The organism is Kosakonia radicincitans DSM 16656 (genome assembly GCF_000280495.2).
GTDB classification, from domain to species: domain Bacteria; phylum Pseudomonadota; class Gammaproteobacteria; order Enterobacterales; family Enterobacteriaceae; genus Kosakonia; species Kosakonia radicincitans.
Map to the genome: position 1 here is coordinate 3838453 of NZ_CP018016.1, position 17179 is coordinate 3855631.

The window sequence follows — 17179 nt, forward strand, 5'->3', positions numbered from 1 at the left end:
ATGACCACACTGCAACTGAACACGCTGACTGACCGCATCAAAGCGCATAAAACGGCGCTGATCCATATTGTTAAACCGCCGGTCTGCACCGAACGCGCCCGCCATTACACTCAGATTTATCAGCAGAATATGGATAAACCGCTGCCGGTACGTCGCGCGCTGGCGCTGGCGCACCATCTGGCGCAGCGCACGATCTGGATCAAGCATGACGAGTTGATTATCGGCAACCAGGCCAGCGAAGTTCGCGCCGCGCCGATCTTCCCGGAATACACCGTTTCGTGGATTGAAAAAGAGATCGACGAACTGGCGGATCGCCCCGGTGCCGGTTTTGCCGTCAGCGAAGAGAATAAGCGCATACTGCATGAGATCTGCCCGTGGTGGCGCGGCCAGACGGTGCAGGATCGTTGCTATGGTATGTTTACCGACGAACAAAAAGCGCTGCTCGACACCGGCATTATTAAAGCCGAAGGCAACATGACCTCCGGCGATGCGCACCTCGCCGTCAACTTCCCGCTGCTGCTGGAGAAAGGGCTGGATGGTCTGCGGCATAAAGTGGACGAACGCCGCACGCGCATCAACCTGACGGTGCTTGACGATCTGCACGGCGACCAGTTCCTGAAAGCGATCGATATCGTGCTTGAGGCCGTGAGCCTGCATATTGAGCGTTTTGCCGATCTGGCGCGGAAAATGGCGGGTGAAGAAACGCGCCAAAGCCGCCGCGACGAACTGCTGGCGATAGCGGAAAACTGCCTGATTATTGCCCATGAACCGCCGAAAACTTTCTGGCAGGCGTTGCAGCTTTGCTATTTTATCCAGTTGATTTTGCAAATTGAATCCAACGGCCACTCGGTCTCGTTCGGCCGCATGGATCAGTATCTCTATCCCTATTACCGCCGCGATGTTGAACTGCAACAATCACTGCAACGGGAAGATGCCATCGAGCTGTTGCACAGTTGCTGGTTGAAGCTGCTGGAAGTGAACAAGATCCGTTCCGGCTCGCACTCGAAAGCGTCGGCGGGTAGCCCGCTATACCAGAACGTCACCATCGGCGGGCAGCAGTGGATTAACGGCGCAGCGCAGGATGCGGTAAATCCGCTGTCGTATGCGATCCTCGAATCCTGCGGTCGTCTGCGCTCCACGCAGCCGAACCTGAGCGTGCGTTACCACGCCGGGATGAGCAACGACTTCCTCGACGCCTGCGTGCAGGTGATCCGCTGCGGCTTCGGCATGCCGGCGTTCAATAACGACGAAATTGTGATCCCGGAATTTATCAAACTGGGCGTCGAAACGGCCGATGCCTACGACTATGCCGCGATTGGCTGTATCGAAACAGCGGTCGGCGGCAAATGGGGCTACCGCTGCACCGGCATGAGTTTTATCAATTTTGCCCGCGTGATGCTGGCCGCGCTGGAAGGCGGTCGCGACGCCACCAGCGGTAAGATCTTCCTGCCGCAGAGCAAAGCGCTTTCCACCGGTAACTTTGCAGCATTTGATGAAGTGATGCAGGCGTGGGATCGGCAGATCCGCTATTACACGCGTAAATCCATCGAGATCGAGTATGTCGTCGATACCATGCTGGAAGAGAACGTGCCGGATATTCTCTGCTCAGCGCTGGTTGACGACTGCATCGAACGGGCGAAAAGCATCAAACAGGGCGGTGCGAAGTATGACTGGGTTTCCGGTTTGCAGGTCGGGATCGCCAACCTCGGCAACAGCCTGGCTGCGGTGAAAAAACTGGTCTTTGATCAGGGCGTAATCGGGCAGCAGCAACTGGCAGATGCGCTGGCGGCGAATTTTGACGGCCTGACGCACGAACAACTGCGCCAGCGTCTGGTGAACAGCGCGCCGAAATACGGTAACGACGATGACAGCGTGGATAACCTGCTGGTGCGCGCCTATCAGACCTATATCGACGAACTGAAGCAGTACCATAATCCACGCTACGGCCGCGGCCCGATTGGCGGCAATTACTACGCCGGAACGTCGTCGATTTCCGCCAACGTGCCGTTTGGTGCCGCCACCATGGCAACGCCGGATGGCCGCAAGGCGCACACCCCGCTGGCGGAAGGTGCAAGTCCCGCTTCCGGTACCGATCATCTCGGCCCGACGGCGGTCATCAGTTCGGTGGGTAAACTGCCGGTCGAAGCGATCCTCGGCGGCGTGTTGTTGAACCAGAAGCTGAACCCGGCAACGCTGGAAAACGAGAGCGATAAGCAGAAACTGATGGTGCTGCTGCGCACGTTCTTTGAAGTGCATAAGGGCTGGCATATTCAGTACAACATTGTTTCGCGCGAGACGCTGCTGGAAGCGAAAAAACATCCGGATCAGTACCGCGATTTAGTGGTGCGCGTGGCAGGTTATTCGGCGTTCTTCACCGCCCTGTCGCCGGATACGCAGGACGACATTATCGCCCGTACCGAACACACTTTGTAAGGTGATTGCCGGACAGCGCTGCGTTTGTCCGGCAATATACATAACGCCGCTACCTGTACTCCCTTCCCCTTTAACCTATGGATTTCGAATGGCAGGAAGGCGGCAAGGCGGTAAGTCCCCGGGAGCTTACACTAGTAAGTGACCGGGGCGCACCGCCGCAGCCAACGCACCTGCGGTTCGAAAGACGACGGTTAAACTTTCATATGAAATAAAATTTGTGCATCAGCTCACATTGTCTCTAGAATATTGCTCGTTACAAAAATATTCAGGAGCGCAGTATATGACCGTCAAAGTTATCGTCACTGACATGGACGGAACTTTCCTTGATGACGCCAAGCAGTACGATCGCACGCGGTTTATGGCGCAATTCCAGCAACTTCAGCAGCGCGGTATTGAGTTTGTGGTCGCCAGCGGCAACCAGTATTACCAGCTGATCTCCTTCTTCCCGGAACTGAAAGAGAAGATTTGTTTCGTCGCCGAAAACGGCGCGCTGGTGTATGAACATGGCCAGCAACTGTTCCACGGTGAGCTGACCCGTCACGAAGCGCAGGTCGTCATTGGCGAACTGTTAAAAGACAGCAGCCTGAACTTTGTCGCCTGCGGGCTGGAAAGCGCCTACGTAAGCGAGAACGCCCCGGCCGAATTTGTCGATCTGATGTCAAAGCACTACTACCGTTTAAAACCGGTGCGCGATTTCCAGAAGATTGACGACACGCTGTTTAAGTTCTCGCTGAACTTACCGGACAGCGAGATTCCGCAGCTCATCGATGAACTGCATGTCTCACTTGATGGCATTATGAAGCCGGTCACCAGCGGTTTTGGCTTCGTTGATTTGATTATCCCCGGTCTGCATAAAGCCAACGGCATTACCCGCCTGCTGAAACGCTGGGGCGTGTCGCCGCAGCAGTGCGTCACCATTGGCGACAGCGGTAATGACGCTGAAATGCTACGCATGACGGAGTTCTCCTTTGCCATGGGCAACGCCGGGGATGCCATTAAAGCCATTGCCCGCCATCAGACCGATGACAACAATCATCAGGGCGCGCTGAACGTGATTCAGGCCGTGCTCGATAATACCGCACCGTTCGACCGCTAATCTCCCGCCGGAGCGCCCGCTCCGGCTTTTTCCTCCCCTGCTCTTCTCTCTTTTCTCCCTTTGTGCTGCCCATCAAATTTTTAAACTTGCATTAACTTATTTTTAACTTAGATTATCACTTGTAAGTTTAATTTCTTTCGAATGAAAGTTGAGAGGTTCACATGACGTTTACCAGCGAGACCTTGCCTGCCGATCACAAAGCGTCGATTCGTCAGATGAAACAGACACTGCGCGCGCAGATCGGCGACGTGCAAAGCGTCTTTAACCGCCTGAGCGAGCAGATTGCCGCCCGTGTCGCAGAGATCAAAGCGCTGCAAGCGCGCGGCGAATCGGTCTGGCCACAAATCCCTTACGCCGATATTGCGCAGGGCCGTGTTAGCGACGCGCAGCGGGCGCTGATTAAACAGCGCGGTTGCGCGGTGATCAAAGGCCACTTTCCGCGCGATCGGGCGCTGGGCTGGGATCGCGCAATGCTGGATTATCTCGACGCCAACCATTTTGACGATGTGTATAAAGGCCCGGGCGACAGCTTCTTTGGCACGCTGGAAGCGTCGCGCCCGGAAATCTACCCGATTTACTGGTCGCAGGCGCAAATGCAGGCGCGGCAAAGCAATGAAATGGCGGCAGTGCAATCTTTCCTCAATCGCCTGTGGCGTTTCGAAAGCGAAGGCCGCCAGTGGTTCGACCCGGATGTCAGCGTGATCTACCCGGATCGCATCCGCCGTCGCCCGCCGGGTACCACCTCAAAAGGGCTCGGCGCGCATACCGATTCCGGCGCGCTGGAGCGCTGGTTGCTGCCCGCTTACCAGCGCGTATTCGCCAGCGTGTTTAACGGCAAACTGGAAGAGTACGATCCGTGGGATGCCGCGCATCGCACCGAGGTGGAAGAGTACACGGTGGATAACACCACCAAATGCTCAGTATTCCGTACCTTCCAGGGCTGGACGGCGCTGTCGGACATGATCCCCGGCCAGGGATTGCTGCACGTGGTGCCGATCCCGGAAGCGATGGCGTATATCCTGCTGCGTCCGCTGCTTGACGATGTACCGGAGGATGAACTGTGCGGCGTCGCGCCGGGCCGCGTTCTGCCGGTTTCAGAGAAGTGGCACCCGCTACTGATTGAGGCGCTGAGCAGCATACCAGCGCTGGACGCGGGCGATTCCGTGTGGTGGCACTGCGATGTTATCCACTCGGTCGCGCCGGTGGAAAACCAGCAGGGCTGGGGGAACGTGATGTATATTCCCGCCGCGCCGCTGTGCGAGAAGAACCTCGCTTATGCCCGCAAGGTGAAAGTGGCGCTGGAGCAAGGCGCATCGCCGGGGGATTTCCCGCGCGAGAACTACGAAAGCGACTGGACAGGCCGCTTTACGCTTGATGATCTGAATGCGCACGGTAAACGTGCGCTGGGTATCGACGTTTAAGCGTCGTATAGCCCCTGCCATTCAACGGCGGTGCGTTGCTGTCCCGAACGTATCCGCCGTACCGATTCCCGCACCACCAGCGTGCCGTTCAACAGCAGCGAACCGACCGCCGCCTGCGGACGAATCAACCGCTGCTGTAACAGATGCACCGCTTCAACGCCCAGCTCATCGCGCGGAACATGCACCGCCGTCAGCGGGACATCCTGAATCGCCGCCAGGTTAAAGGCATCGATACTCATCACCGAGATATCCTGCGGCACACGCAAACCGCGCTGCTGCAACGCGCGCACCGTGCCTTCCGCCATAAAATCCCCACTGACGAGAAATGCCGTGGGCGGCACATTATGCGCCGGGTCGTCCAGCCACTCGCCCACCCGCTGCTGCGCTTCGCGGGCGCTGAAACTGGGAACCGTGATCAAATTGCGCTTGCTGTTAAAGCGCAAATTGTCATGCAGCCAGGCATCTTTGATCCCCGCCAGCCGCAGATCCATGGTGTAACGGCGCAGGCACATAACAGTCACCACGTCGCGGTGGCCCATATCAAACAGATAGCGTGCGGCAAATTCGCCAATGGTGCGGTGATCCGGCGCGATCGACGGTAGACGCATCCGCCTGTCGCGGCAGTTGATCAACACGCAGGGTTTGCCGCTCTCTGCTGCCAGATCGTGAATGTGCGGATCGTCAATGCCGAGCAGGATTGCGGCCTGCGTTTCCGCAGCCTGCATCCTGCCAAGAAACGTGCCAGCGTCGCTGTCCAACTCCTCCAGCGCACAGTAGCGCAGCCGTACTTCGTGAGAATCGAGCGCTTTGTTGATGCTCTGGATCACGCGGTAATAAAAGATGTCGGACCGCTCATCAAAAGCGCGCTGCGGCGCAAAGACCACCAGGTTATTCAGCAACAGACGCCCGGCAGCAATGCCCTCCATCACGCCCAGCTCACGGGCGCAGGCGAGCACCGCGCTTCGTGCCTGCTCGCTGGTGTTTGCTTTACCGGCCAGCACGCGTGAAACGGTACTGGTAGACAGGTTTGTACGGCGGGCAATTTCACTGATTTTTAGCTTTTTATCCATTCTGTGATCTCGCTCCATTTGCTGAATGGGAAAATTTTCATGAGCCATAAACCCTGTTATTCATGGCATGAATAAGAGTTTGCCGCATATCTGCCGTCACTGATGAGAATCCTTGCACAAAATCCGCTTTAGCGGCGCATTTTTCTCACCTAACGTAAACCTGTCGTACAACTTCCATACTAGTTGTATGCATTTTGATGGCAAAAAACGAAAAAAATCTTCTGGCGAACCACTTCGGTATAACAAATCTGAAAGACTCGCCCCGACTTCCCTACAAAACGATGTGCGGAGAAAAGAATGAGCCAGGGAATCAACAACGAAATGGCGGCCAGCAAGAGCCGCCGGATAGTGAAAAAATTACGCTGGTGGATGCTGGTGCTGTTTTTATTCGGTGTGACGGTGAACTACATCACCCGTAACTCGCTGGGCATTCTGGCGCCGGAACTGAAAAGCAGCCTCGGTATCACCACCGAACAGTACTCGTGGATTGTCGGCGCCTTTCAGCTCGCTTACACCATTTTTCAGCCGCTGTGCGGCTGGCTGATCGATGTCATCGGCCTGAAAGTCGGCTTTATGGTGTGCGCCATTATCTGGGCGCTGGCCTGTATCTTCCACGCGGGTGCTGCCAACTGGGTGCATCTGGCGATCCTGCGCTTCACCATGGGCGCATCGGAAGCTGCTGCCACGCCAGCCAACGCCAAAACCATCGGCGAATGGTTCCCGAAAGCGGAACGCCCGGTTGCTGCGGGCTGGGCGGGCGTCGGCTTCTCGATTGGTGCGATGCTGGCGCCGCCGATCATCTACTTCGCCCATGCCTCGTTTGGCTGGCAGGGCGCGTTTATGTTTACCGGCGTGCTGGCGCTGGTGTGGGTCATTTTGTGGTGGGCGTTTTACCATAATCCGGATAAACACCCGAACCTGAGCAAGGACGAACTGACCTTTATTCAGCAGGATCACGAACCGCCAGCGGTGAAACTCCCCTTCTTTACTGCGCTGAAAACCGTATCGAAAAACAAGCGCTTTTACGGTATCGCCATTCCCGCTTTTATGGCGGAACCGGCATGGGCGGTGCTGAGTTTCTGGGTGCCGCTCTATCTGGCGAAAGAGCACGGCATGGATCTGAAGCAGATTGCGATGTTCGCCTGGCTGCCGTTCCTCGCCGCTGACCTCGGCAGCGTGGCGAGCGGTTATCTGACCAAACTCTATACCCGCTGGTTTGGCTGCACCCGTGTGAACTCGGTGGTGGCCAGTTCCGTGACCGGCGCATTCCTGATGATTTCGCTGGCCGTGGTCGCCATCACGCGCGATCCCTACATCACCATTGTGTTGATCTCGATTGGCGGTTTTGGCCACCAGATCATCTCCTGCATGTTGAGCGCACTGGTGGTCGAGTCCTTCGATAAAGGGCAAATGGCGACGGTGAACGGCATGCGCGGCTCGGCGGCGTGGATCGCCAGCTTCCTCTTTTCACTGCTGATCGGCGTGACCGCCGACAAGATTGGTTTCAATCCGCTGTTTATTGCCATGGGTTTCTTTGACCTGATTGGCGCTCTGTTCCTGGTGGCATTTATTGCTGAACGTCGCGCTAAACGCGCCTGATTGTGGATCGTTGAAATGAAAACGCTGAAGAACTGGACGTTACAAAAACAGGCGGCTCACCACGTTGAGCTGCTGGTGGACGGGCAACACACCTTGTGCCTGTATGTGCTGGAAGAGCATCTGTTCCGCGTGCTGCTAAAACGCAAAGGCGAGCTGGCGCTGGACAGAACCTGGAGTATTGCGCCGCGTGAAGATGTGCCGTGGGAAGGCCGTTCGCGCGAAGATGTGTCGGGCTTCACCCTGCCCGCCTGGACGCTGACTCAGCAGGCCGACACGCTGGTGCTGGAAAGCGCGCAGCTACGCGTGACGGTCCACCAGCCGCTGTGGCTGGAGTGGCACTACCGCAATGCGGCGGGCGAGTGGCAGTGGCTGGCAGGCGATCGTCCTACCAGCGCCTATCTGGTGAACGCGCACGGCGACGGCGTGGCGCACTATCTCAGCCGTAAAAAAGAGGAGCGCTTTTACGGTCTTGGTGAAAAAGCGGGCAACCTGCAACGTAACGGCCAGCGCTATGAAATGCGCAACCTTGATGCAATGGGATATAACGCCGCCAGCACCGATCCGCTGTACAAACACATTCCCTTTACCCTGACGCGCCGGGACGATATCAGCTACGGCTTGTTTTATGACAACCTCAGCAGTTGCTGGCTGGATCTGGGCAATGAAATCGATAACTACCACACCGCTTATCGCCGCTGGCAGGCCGAAGCCGGTGATATCGATTACTACATTTTTACCGGCGCACGCGCACTGGATGTGACCAAAGCGTTTGTCCGCCTGACGGGGAAAACGCTGTTCGGGCCGAAATGGAGCCTCGGTTACAGCGGCTCGACCATGCATTACACCGATGCGCCGGATGCGCAAAATCAGCTGATGAACTTTATTCGCCTGTGCGAAGAACATGCGATTCCGTGCGATTCGTTCCAGCTCTCCTCCGGCTATACCTCAATTAACGGTAAGCGCTACGTCTTTAACTGGAACTACGACAAAGTGCCGCAGCCGAAAGTGATGAGCCAGGCGTTTCACGATGCCGGGCTGAAGCTGGCTGCGAATATCAAACCCTGCCTGTTGCAGGATCACCCGCGCTATAACGAAGTGGCGGAGAAAGGCCTGTTTATTCGCGATTCGGAAAACGACGCGCCGGAGCGTTCCAGCTTCTGGGACGATGAAGGGTCTCATCTCGATTTTACCAATCCGCAGACCGTTGCCTGGTGGCAGGACGGTGTGACCACGCAACTGCTGGAGATGGGGATTGATTCCACCTGGAACGATAATAATGAATTCGAAGTGTGGGACGGCGAAGCGCGCTGCCAGGGTTTTGGCCGCGAAATCGCCATCAAACATATTCGCCCGGTGATGCCGCTGCTGATGATGCGCGCCTCGATGGAAGCGCAGCAGCGTTTTGCGCCGCAGAAACGCCCGTATCTGATCTCCCGTTCCGGCTGCGCCGGGATGCAGCGCTATGTGCAGACCTGGAGCGGAGATAACCGCACCAACTGGGATACGCTGCGTTACAACACGCGGATGGGCGTCGGCATGAGCCTTTCCGGGTTGTATAACGTCGGTCACGATGTTGGCGGTTTCTCCGGCGATAAACCGGATGCGGAACTGTTCGTTCGTTGGGTACAGAACGGCGTGATGCATCCGCGCTTTACCATCCACTCCTGGAACGACGATCGCACGGTCAACGAACCGTGGATGTACCCGGCAATTACACCAGCGATCCGCAGCGCCATTGAATTGCGCTACCGCCTGTTGCCCTATCTCTACACGCTGCTGTGGCAGGCGCACGTCGACGATGAACCGATGTTGCGCCCAACGTTCCTCGATCACGAACATGACCAACAGACGTTCGAGGAGTGCGACGACTTCCTGCTCGGCCGCGATATTCTTGTCGCCAGCGTGGTTGAACCCGGCCAGCGCGAACGCCGCGTGTGGTTACCGGCCAATGACAACGGCTGGTATGACTTTTACAGCGGCGTCTGGTATGCGCCGGGCCAGTGGGTAACGCTGGATGCACCGCTGGAAACCCTGCCGTTACTGGTTCGTGCCGGTGCCGGATTGCCGATGAGCGAGCGCATTAGCCATGTGGATGCCAAAGCGGATGATACCCGCGAGCTGAGACTCTTCCCGGTAAAAGGTACGGGGCGTTCCGGCGGTCTGTTGTTTGAAGATGATGGCGAATCCTGGGGATATAAAGACGGCAATGCGCTGTGGCTGGAATGGGAAATGGTTTGCAGCGGCAGCAGCGTGGATTTACAGGTGCGCACCCGCGGTGATTACCGCCCGGCCTGGCAGGCACTGAAAGTGACGCTGCCTGCGGGAGATAAACGCCAGTTATTGATCAATGGCGTGGCGGCAACGGAGTGGATGTTTGCATAACGCCGATGCCGGATGGCGCTGGCGCTTACCCGGCATCAGCGCCCTTTCAGCAATGAGACAGTTTTTGCTAACACCAGTCTTGCAGCGATGGGGTTAAGTTCCCCGCTCGAAATCGGCGAACCGAAGCGCAGATGACAAGGTCTGGACGCCATGGATGGCGGCCAGAGGCGAGTCGAGCAGGACAAAATTGCCGGGGGCAATTTTGAACAGCGCTTACGCTGGCCCCGAAGGGGCGAGTCCCATGGATGGGACGAGTAATCACGAGTCGAGCCGACCGCAGGCAAATGTGCGGGAGGTGAGCACAGTGCGAAGCACCGATTTCCCGCGGGGCCGCGGGGGATTGAAAAGGGGAAGCGCGGTGGCTTTCCCTTTTCCCGTTCACGTGATACCGAGTTGATGTGACCACCGTTCATCTGGTGAACGGAACAATTCCACCTACGTCAAACCAACGGTTTTGCCGGAAGGCGGCAAACCTGAGTATCCCTGGGAGCTTACATAAGTAAGTAACCGGGGTACGAAGGTGCAGCCAACGCACCTGCGGCGTGAAAGACGACGGAATACGCCGCAATTTACCTAAGTATTTCGCGTTGCAGGAAGGCGGCAAACCTGAGTATCCCCGGAAGCTTACATGAGTAAGTGACCGGGGTACGAAGGTGCAGCCAACGCACCTGCGGCATGAAAGACGACGGTAAATTTATTCGATACCCTGGCTACGCAGATAATCTTCATAGTTCCCGGTGAAATCCACCACGCGCTGCGGCGTAATCTCAATCACGCGGGTTGCCAGCGAACTTACGAATTCACGGTCGTGAGAAACAAAGATCAGCGTGCCCTGGTACATCTCCAGCGCCATGTTCAGCGACTCGATGGATTCCATATCAAGGTGGTTGGTTGGTTCATCCATCACCAGGATATTCGGTTTTTCCATCATCAGCTTACCGAACAGCATACGGCCCTTCTCACCACCGGAAAGCACCTTCGCCGGTTTCTTGATATCGTCCTGGCTGAACAGCAAACGACCGAGAATACTGCGCACCGCCTGCTCGTCATCGCCTTCCTGTTTCCACTGGCTCATCCAATCGAACACGGTCAGATCGTTATCAAAGTCTGCGGCATGATCCTGCGCGTAATAACCGATGCTGGCATTTTCCGACCATTTCACCGTTCCGTTATCCGGCTGCAGATCGCCGACCAGCGTTTTCAGCAGAGTGGATTTACCCACGCCGTTAGTACCGAGCACCGCCACTTTCTCGCCCACTTCCAGCAGCAGGTTGAAGTTTTTAAACAGCGGGCCGTTATCAAAACCTTTGGTCAGTTGCTCCACTTCCAGCGCATTACGGAACAGTTTCTTGTCCTGCTCGAAGCGAATAAACGGGTTCTGACGGCTGGAGGCTTTCACCTCATCCAGCTTGATCTTATCAATCTGACGGGCGCGGGAAGTTGCCTGGCGAGATTTCGAGGCGTTGGCGCTAAAGCGGCTGACAAAGGATTGCAGCTCGGCGATTTGCGCTTTCTTCTTGGCGTTATCCGCCAGCAGGCGTTCGCGCGCCTGCGTTGCCGCCGTCATGTACTCATCATAATTACCCGGGTAAACGCGCAGCTCGCCGTAGTCGAGATCCGCCATGTGGGTACACACCATGTTGAGGAAGTGACGGTCGTGCGAAATGATGATCATGGTGCTGTCACGCTCGTTCAGCACCTGCTCCAGCCAGCGAATGGTATCGATGTCCAGGTTGTTGGTCGGTTCATCGAGCAGCAGAATGTCCGGGTTAGCGAACAGCGCCTGCGCCAGCAGCACACGCAGCTTCCAGCCGGGTGCCACTTCGCTCATCGGGCCGTAGTGTTGTTCTACAGGAATGCCAACGCCGAGCAGCAGTTCGCCCGCACGCGCTTCGGCGGAGTAGCCGTCCATTTCGCCGTACTGTACTTCAAGATCGGCCACTTTATAGCCATCTTCTTCGCTCATCTCAGCCAGGCCGTAGATGCGATCGCGTTCCTGTTTCACTTCCCACAGTTCGGCGTGGCCCATGATCACCGTGTCGAGCACGCTGAACTCTTCAAAAGCAAACTGATCCTGACGCAGCTTACCGATACGCTCGTTTGGATCGAGAGAGACGTTCCCCAGCGTCGGTTCTAAATCACCGCCGAGGATCTTCATAAAGGTGGATTTTCCGCTCCCGTTAGCGCCGATCAGGCCATAACGGTTGCCGCCGCCGAATTTGACGGAAATATTTTCGAACAGCGGCTTGCTGCCGAACTGCATGGTGACGTTGCTGGTGACTAACACAGAGGTATCCTGAAATATGTGACAAACACCCTATTATGCCACAATTCCGAATTAGATTCCTGCCCGCTGTCAGATGGCTAAACTGCAAGCAAAAGGAAAAAAGTGTGATTTCGTACACATCTGAATTCCCTGAGCGCAGGAATGCACATATAATGCGCTTCCTGCATTCCTAACCTAACGGCCTGTGTGGCAAAAATCTCGCACAAAATGAACATGAAAATAAAAACCCTTTTCGCGGCGGCTTTGGCTGTCGTGGGATTTTGCAATAATGCGTCTGCTGTTACTTATCCGCTGCCGACAGACGGTAGCCGATTGATTGGTCAGAACCAGGTTGTCACTATCCCGGAAGGCAACACTCAGCCTCTGGAATATTACGCCGCTGAATATCAGATGGGCCTGTCCAACATGCTGGAAGCCAACCCGGGCATTGATGCCTACCTGCCGAAAGGCGGTACGGTAATGAATGTTCCGCAGCAACTGATCCTGCCGGATACCGTTCACGAAGGCATTGTCATCAACAGCGCAGAAATGCGTCTCTACTACTACCCGAAAGGCACCAATACGGTAATCGTGCTGCCTATCGGTATCGGCCAGCTCGGGAAAGATACCCCGATCGCCTGGACCACCAAAGTTGAGCGTAAGAAAGCCGGCCCGACATGGACGCCGACCGCGAAAATGCACGCGGAATACATTGCAGCAGGTCAACCGCTGCCGGCAGTGGTTCCGGCTGGCCCGGACAACCCGATGGGCCTGTATGCGCTCTATATCGGCCGTCTGTATGCGATCCACGGCACCAACGCCAACTTCGGTATCGGCCTGCGCGTAAGCCACGGCTGTGTGCGTCTGCGTAACGATGACATCAAATTCCTGTTCGAAAACGTGCCGGTCGGCACCCGCGTACAGTTCATTGATGAGCCAGTAAAAGCGACCACCGAGCCGGATGGCAGCCGCTATATCGAAGTTCACAACCCGCTGTCCACCACGGAAGCGCAGTTCAACGGCGGCGAAATTGTGCCGATCGCGCTGAGCAAAGCGGTACAGGCCGTCACCAGTCAGTCTGATGTGGATTCAAACGTTGTCGATCAGGCAGTGCAGAACCGTTCCGGTATGCCGGTACGTCTGAACTAATCTGCGGTTTAATGCCCGGTGGCGCTACGCTTACCGGGCCGACAAAACCCACAGGCCGGATAAGGCGTCAGCCGCCATCCGGCCAAAAAATCACCCGTTATTGACCACAATTATCCCGCCGTGATCGTAGCGATAATGGCAATGGGCGTACTCCAGCGGCGTGCCGTCTTCCAGATAGATAACCTGTTCCACTTCCAGCACCGGATCGGTCTCTTCACAGTTCAAATACTGTTTGTCCTCCGCCCAGGGTTTCAGCGCGCGCACAATACGATACGAACCCATGATCTTCAGCGCCAGCTCTTCCTGCACATAGCGAAAGACGGAGCTTTCCAGATGCCCGCGATTCAGCCCCGGCACCAGATTGACCGGCATCAGCGTGAACTCCAGCGACATCGGTTCGCCTTCCAGCATGCGCAAACGGATAAAGTCGTATACCGGATCGTCCGGCCCCACCAGCAGCGATGCCTGCTCTTTCTCACTGGGAAAACGCAGTTCGAAGCGGATGATTTTACTCGTCACTTCGCCAACGCTCTCCCAGGTTTTGGTGGCGCCAAAATAGTCGCTGCCGGGCAGATCCCAGCGCGACAACTGAAGAAAGTTTTTGCGGATGAACGTGCCCTGCCCCTGGCGGGTATAGACCAGCCCCTCCACAATCAGCTGGCGCATCGCCTGCTGAATCGTCATCCGGCTGGTATTAAACTCTGCCGCCAGCGCAAATTGATCCGGTAACGGTGCGCTGGCAGCGTAGTGCTGGCTGAGAATGCGCCGCTTAATCTCGCGCGCAATCATGATGTATTTTGCCGCCATAGCCCTTCTCTGTAATTATTGTATCCCATTGTTTTTCAAGGCCACTCGCTCGGCAATTTTGAGGAAAGGCAGGTAAAAGAATACACCAAAGACAATGATGATCAACTGCACCACCACCGCCCGCCAGTCACCCGCCGTTGCCAGCCAGGCGCTGAGAATCGGCGGTGTCGTCCAAGGGATCATCACCACGCAGCGCGACATCCAGCCCAGCGTTGTACAGAGCCAGGCAAACCAGATGCCAAGCGCGGGCAGCAGCACAAACGGGATCATCAGCGGCAGGTTGAATACGATCGGCAAGCCGAAAATCACCGGCTCGTTAATATTAAACAGCCCCGGCGAAATGGCGAGGCGCGCCACCTGCTTCGCCGATTGCTGTTTCGCAAAGAGAAAGATGGCGATCAGCAGGGAAATAGTACTGCCGGTGCCGCCAATCATGCCAAAGGTCGGAACGAAGATATTGTTGATGATATGCGGGATCGGCTGCCCGTTGGCAAAAGCCAGCATATTTTCGTTGGTGTTGATCAGCAAAAGCGGCTCCAGGATCACGCCGTTGACCACCGTCTGGTGGATGCCCAGCGTAAACAGGAAGTTGCCGAAGCTATAAATAAACAGTGTGCCCGGCAGGCTGGTGTTGATCTGCCGCAGCGGTTGCTGGATAAGCGTGGTGATCAGGTGGATCAAATCGGTGTGGAGAAGATTTGCCAGCAGCGCGGCAACGATGGCAAACAGCGACAGGGTAATAATGGCCGGGATCAGCGAGGAAAAAGATTGCCCTACCGCTGCAGGCACATTCTCGCCCAGCGAAATTGAAAACCGTTTCACGCCAGCGACACGGATAAATAGCTCGGTGGAGAGCAGCCCGATAATCACCCCGGCAAAAATCCCGGTCGAGCCGATGTTAGTGAAAGCCAGCATCTGCGTCACGCTGACCGTGGCTTTCGCGCCCACCGGCACCACCTCAAGTTGCATCGGCATCATGATAATAAAGCTGGACAGCGCAATGACCACCGCCGACACCGGGTTGCCAAAGTTCTTATTGCGCGCCAGTGACCAGGCCGTCATCGGCGCGATCAGTAGCGCGGCAATATTCAGCGTTCCGTTGATCACCGCTTCGCCCCATACTTTAAAACGCGCCAGCATCTCCCCTTCCAGCACCCAGGGGAAAATGACGTTGTTGATCAGCACCGCCAATCCGGCAAGGATAAAAATCGGCATCACTGCCGCAAAGGCGTCGCGCAGGGAACGCAGGTGCACCTGGTTTGCCAGGCGGGCAGAAAAATCGACGAACTTATCGACGAATGACTGCATATTCGGCGTGATTTTAGTTTCAGACATAGCGCTGTCCTCTCAATCAATGTGTTACATGTCGCGCCCGTTACTGCGGATCACCTGTTGCAGCCAGCGATAACTCTTCTTCGGTACGCGTTTCATATCTTTCAGATCGTGATTTTCCCGGTTCACATACACCACGCCGTAGCGCTTACGCATATCGCCCTGTGAACTAAGAATGTCGATTAAGCCCCAGCCGAGATAGCCAATCACCTGTGCACCATCAATGAAAATGGCATCCTGCATCGCCTGGATATGGTCGCGGTGGTAGGCAATACGGTAGTCGTCATCGATGGGATTTACGCCGTCCCACTCTTCAATCACACCAATGCCGTTTTCAATCGGGAACACCGGCAAGCGCCAGTCGTTGTAGTAACGGGTGATAATGGCGCGAAAACCAAGGGGATCGATTTGCCAGCCCCATTCGGTGGCTTCAAGGTACGGGTTGGCTTTATCGCCCTGTTGCAGGTAGTAGTTGACCGGGGTTTCTGGCGAGATGGCGTCGCTATCAAGGGTTTTACTGGCGTAATAGCTGAACGCCATAAAGTCGTTTTTCACGCGGGCGATTTGCGCCAGATCCTCATCGCGATAGATATCGCGGAAACCTTCGCGATCGACGACCGCCAGCACTTCCGGGCTGTAGCCCTGCCCGGCAAACACCCTCAGCAAATTCTGGTTGAGAAACTCGTCATACTGGGTCGCGCAAAAAACATCGCGCGGCTTGCAGGTTGCCGGATAAATCAGTTGATGCGCCAGCATGCCGCCCATCAGGCGTCCGGGTTGTGTCTCATGCAGATAGTGGGTGAGCAGCACATGCGACATCATCACGTGATGCTGGATCTGATACAGCTCGCGCAGGGTTTTCTCGCCGTTGATATAGCCGCCCACCTGGAACGCGCCCGGCATGTGGTAGATGTTCTGCTCATTGAAGGTCAGCCAGAACTTCACCCGGCTGCCGAAGCAATCGATCATTTTTTTGCCGTAGCGCACAAAGGCGTCCTGCACATGTCGATCGGCAAAACCGTTGTACTGCTGCGCCAGTGCCAGCGGCATATCAAAGTGGTAGAGACACACCATCGGTTCGATGCCGCGCGCCAGCAGATCGTCAATAAAGCGGTCGTAAAACGCGATCCCCTCTTCGTTGAACTCACCGTCGCCCTGCGGGCAAACGCGGCTCCAGGCAATCTGGAAACGGTAACAGTTCATGCCCAGATCCTGCATCAGATCGAAATCTTCGCGGTAGCGGTGGTAAGAATCGGTGGCGACTTTCCAGTCTGAGGCAAATTCGCTGGCTTCACGGATGTCATATACCGACATCCCTTTCCCGCCCTCATTCCATGCCCCTTCAGTCTGCATGCTGGAAACGGAATTCCCCCACAGGAAGCCAGTCGGTAACGTTTTGCTCATCGCGCTTTCTCCATGACTAGTCATTTAATGAATATGACTAGTCATATAGATAACGGCGAAAAAATGGGCAAAGAAAGATGTGCAGATTTGTGATGGTTTTCGAAAGATTTACCGAATAACAGCATAAGTAGGCCGAATAAGACGTAGCCGCCATCCGGCGTTTTTTGGCCAGTGGTGCCACGATTGCCGGATGACGCTAATGCTTATCCGGCCTACGGGG

General features: G+C 56.0%; 11 protein-coding genes. 6 read left to right on the top strand and 5 right to left on the bottom strand.

From position 1 onward, the window contains the following. The 3 genes from Y71_RS18515 (at position 1) to Y71_RS18525 (ending at position 4950) form a co-directional block, all read left to right on the top strand. Complete coding sequence (locus Y71_RS18515; protein ID WP_007374022.1) at positions 1 to 2433, top strand: formate C-acetyltransferase/glycerol dehydratase family glycyl radical enzyme; 2433 nt, start codon at positions 1 to 3, stop codon at positions 2431 to 2433. A 280-nt stretch (positions 2434 to 2713) separates the two neighbouring features. After that, positions 2714 to 3529: a Cof-type HAD-IIB family hydrolase gene (locus Y71_RS18520; RefSeq protein WP_007374021.1), complete on the top strand. Its 816-nt coding sequence runs from the start codon at positions 2714 to 2716 to the stop codon at positions 3527 to 3529. 161 nt (positions 3530 to 3690) lie between these two features. Further along, on the top strand, positions 3691 to 4950 hold the full coding sequence (locus Y71_RS18525) for a DUF1479 domain-containing protein (protein WP_007374020.1): 1260 nt from the start codon (positions 3691 to 3693) through the stop codon (positions 4948 to 4950). On the opposite strand, the gene Y71_RS18530 is transcribed toward Y71_RS18525, so the two are convergent. After that, entirely contained in the window at positions 4947 to 6020 is a 1074-nt protein-coding gene (locus tag Y71_RS18530; protein ID WP_007374019.1) for a LacI family DNA-binding transcriptional regulator, read from the bottom strand. The genes Y71_RS18525 and Y71_RS18530 overlap by 4 nt on opposite strands. Before the next feature lie 297 nt (positions 6021 to 6317). Between Y71_RS18530 and Y71_RS18535 the strand changes: the two genes are divergently transcribed. Both Y71_RS18535 and Y71_RS18540 read left to right on the top strand, forming a co-directional pair. Then, a complete protein-coding gene (locus tag Y71_RS18535; protein ID WP_007374018.1) occupies positions 6318 to 7619 on the top strand; it encodes an MFS transporter in 1302 nt (433 codons plus the stop codon). Between the two features lie 15 nt (positions 7620 to 7634). After that, positions 7635 to 10001 carry a glycoside hydrolase family 31 protein gene (locus Y71_RS18540; protein ID WP_007374017.1) on the top strand — a complete coding sequence of 789 codons (2367 nt, stop codon included), beginning with the start codon at positions 7635 to 7637 and terminating at the stop codon, positions 9999 to 10001. Positions 10002 to 10695: 694 nt separating this feature from the next. On the opposite strand, the gene Y71_RS18545 is transcribed toward Y71_RS18540, so the two are convergent. Beyond that, positions 10696 to 12288: an ABC-F family ATPase gene (locus tag Y71_RS18545; RefSeq protein WP_007374015.1), complete on the bottom strand. Its 1593-nt coding sequence runs from the start codon at positions 12286 to 12288 to the stop codon at positions 10696 to 10698. A gap of 207 nt (positions 12289 to 12495) precedes the next feature. Here Y71_RS18545 and ldtB point away from each other — a divergent pair, with 207 nt between their 5' ends. Then, complete coding sequence (gene ldtB, locus Y71_RS18550; protein ID WP_007374014.1) at positions 12496 to 13416, top strand: L,D-transpeptidase; 921 nt, start codon at positions 12496 to 12498, stop codon at positions 13414 to 13416. A gap of 90 nt (positions 13417 to 13506) precedes the next feature. Here the strand turns inward: ldtB and Y71_RS18555 are convergent, their stop codons facing one another. Genes Y71_RS18555 through Y71_RS18565 form a run of 3 tightly spaced genes read right to left on the bottom strand, consistent with a single transcriptional unit; the run spans position 13507 to position 16959 of the window. After that, complete coding sequence (locus tag Y71_RS18555) at positions 13507 to 14223, bottom strand: GntR family transcriptional regulator (protein WP_007374013.1); 717 nt, start codon at positions 14221 to 14223, stop codon at positions 13507 to 13509. A gap of 15 nt (positions 14224 to 14238) precedes the next feature. After that, on the bottom strand, positions 14239 to 15558 hold the full coding sequence (locus tag Y71_RS18560; RefSeq protein WP_007374012.1) for a PTS sugar transporter subunit IIC: 1320 nt from the start codon (positions 15556 to 15558) through the stop codon (positions 14239 to 14241). Between the two features lie 24 nt (positions 15559 to 15582). Then, on the bottom strand, positions 15583 to 16959 hold the full coding sequence (locus tag Y71_RS18565; protein ID WP_007374011.1) for a glycoside hydrolase family 1 protein: 1377 nt from the start codon (positions 16957 to 16959) through the stop codon (positions 15583 to 15585). Positions 16960 to 17179 lie beyond the last annotated feature (220 nt).

Bases quoted from the DNA above. Each gene is read 5' to 3' on its own strand.
- Y71_RS18515 (WP_007374022.1), top strand. From the start codon at position 1: ATGACCACACTGCAACTGAACACGCTGACTGACCGCATCAAAGCGCAT.
- Y71_RS18555 (WP_007374013.1), bottom strand. From the start codon at position 14,223: ATGGCGGCAAAATACATCATGATTGCGCGCGAGATTAAGCGGCGCATT.
- Y71_RS18560 (WP_007374012.1), bottom strand. From the start codon at position 15,558: ATGTCTGAAACTAAAATCACGCCGAATATGCAGTCATTCGTCGATAAG.
- Y71_RS18525 (WP_007374020.1), top strand. From the start codon at position 3,691: ATGACGTTTACCAGCGAGACCTTGCCTGCCGATCACAAAGCGTCGATT.
- Y71_RS18565 (WP_007374011.1), bottom strand. From the start codon at position 16,959: ATGAGCAAAACGTTACCGACTGGCTTCCTGTGGGGGAATTCCGTTTCC.
- Y71_RS18530 (WP_007374019.1), bottom strand. From the start codon at position 6,020: ATGGATAAAAAGCTAAAAATCAGTGAAATTGCCCGCCGTACAAACCTG.
- ldtB (WP_007374014.1), top strand. From the start codon at position 12,496: ATGAACATGAAAATAAAAACCCTTTTCGCGGCGGCTTTGGCTGTCGTG.
- Y71_RS18535 (WP_007374018.1), top strand. From the start codon at position 6,318: ATGAGCCAGGGAATCAACAACGAAATGGCGGCCAGCAAGAGCCGCCGG.
- Y71_RS18540 (WP_007374017.1), top strand. From the start codon at position 7,635: ATGAAAACGCTGAAGAACTGGACGTTACAAAAACAGGCGGCTCACCAC.
- Y71_RS18520 (WP_007374021.1), top strand. From the start codon at position 2,714: ATGACCGTCAAAGTTATCGTCACTGACATGGACGGAACTTTCCTTGAT.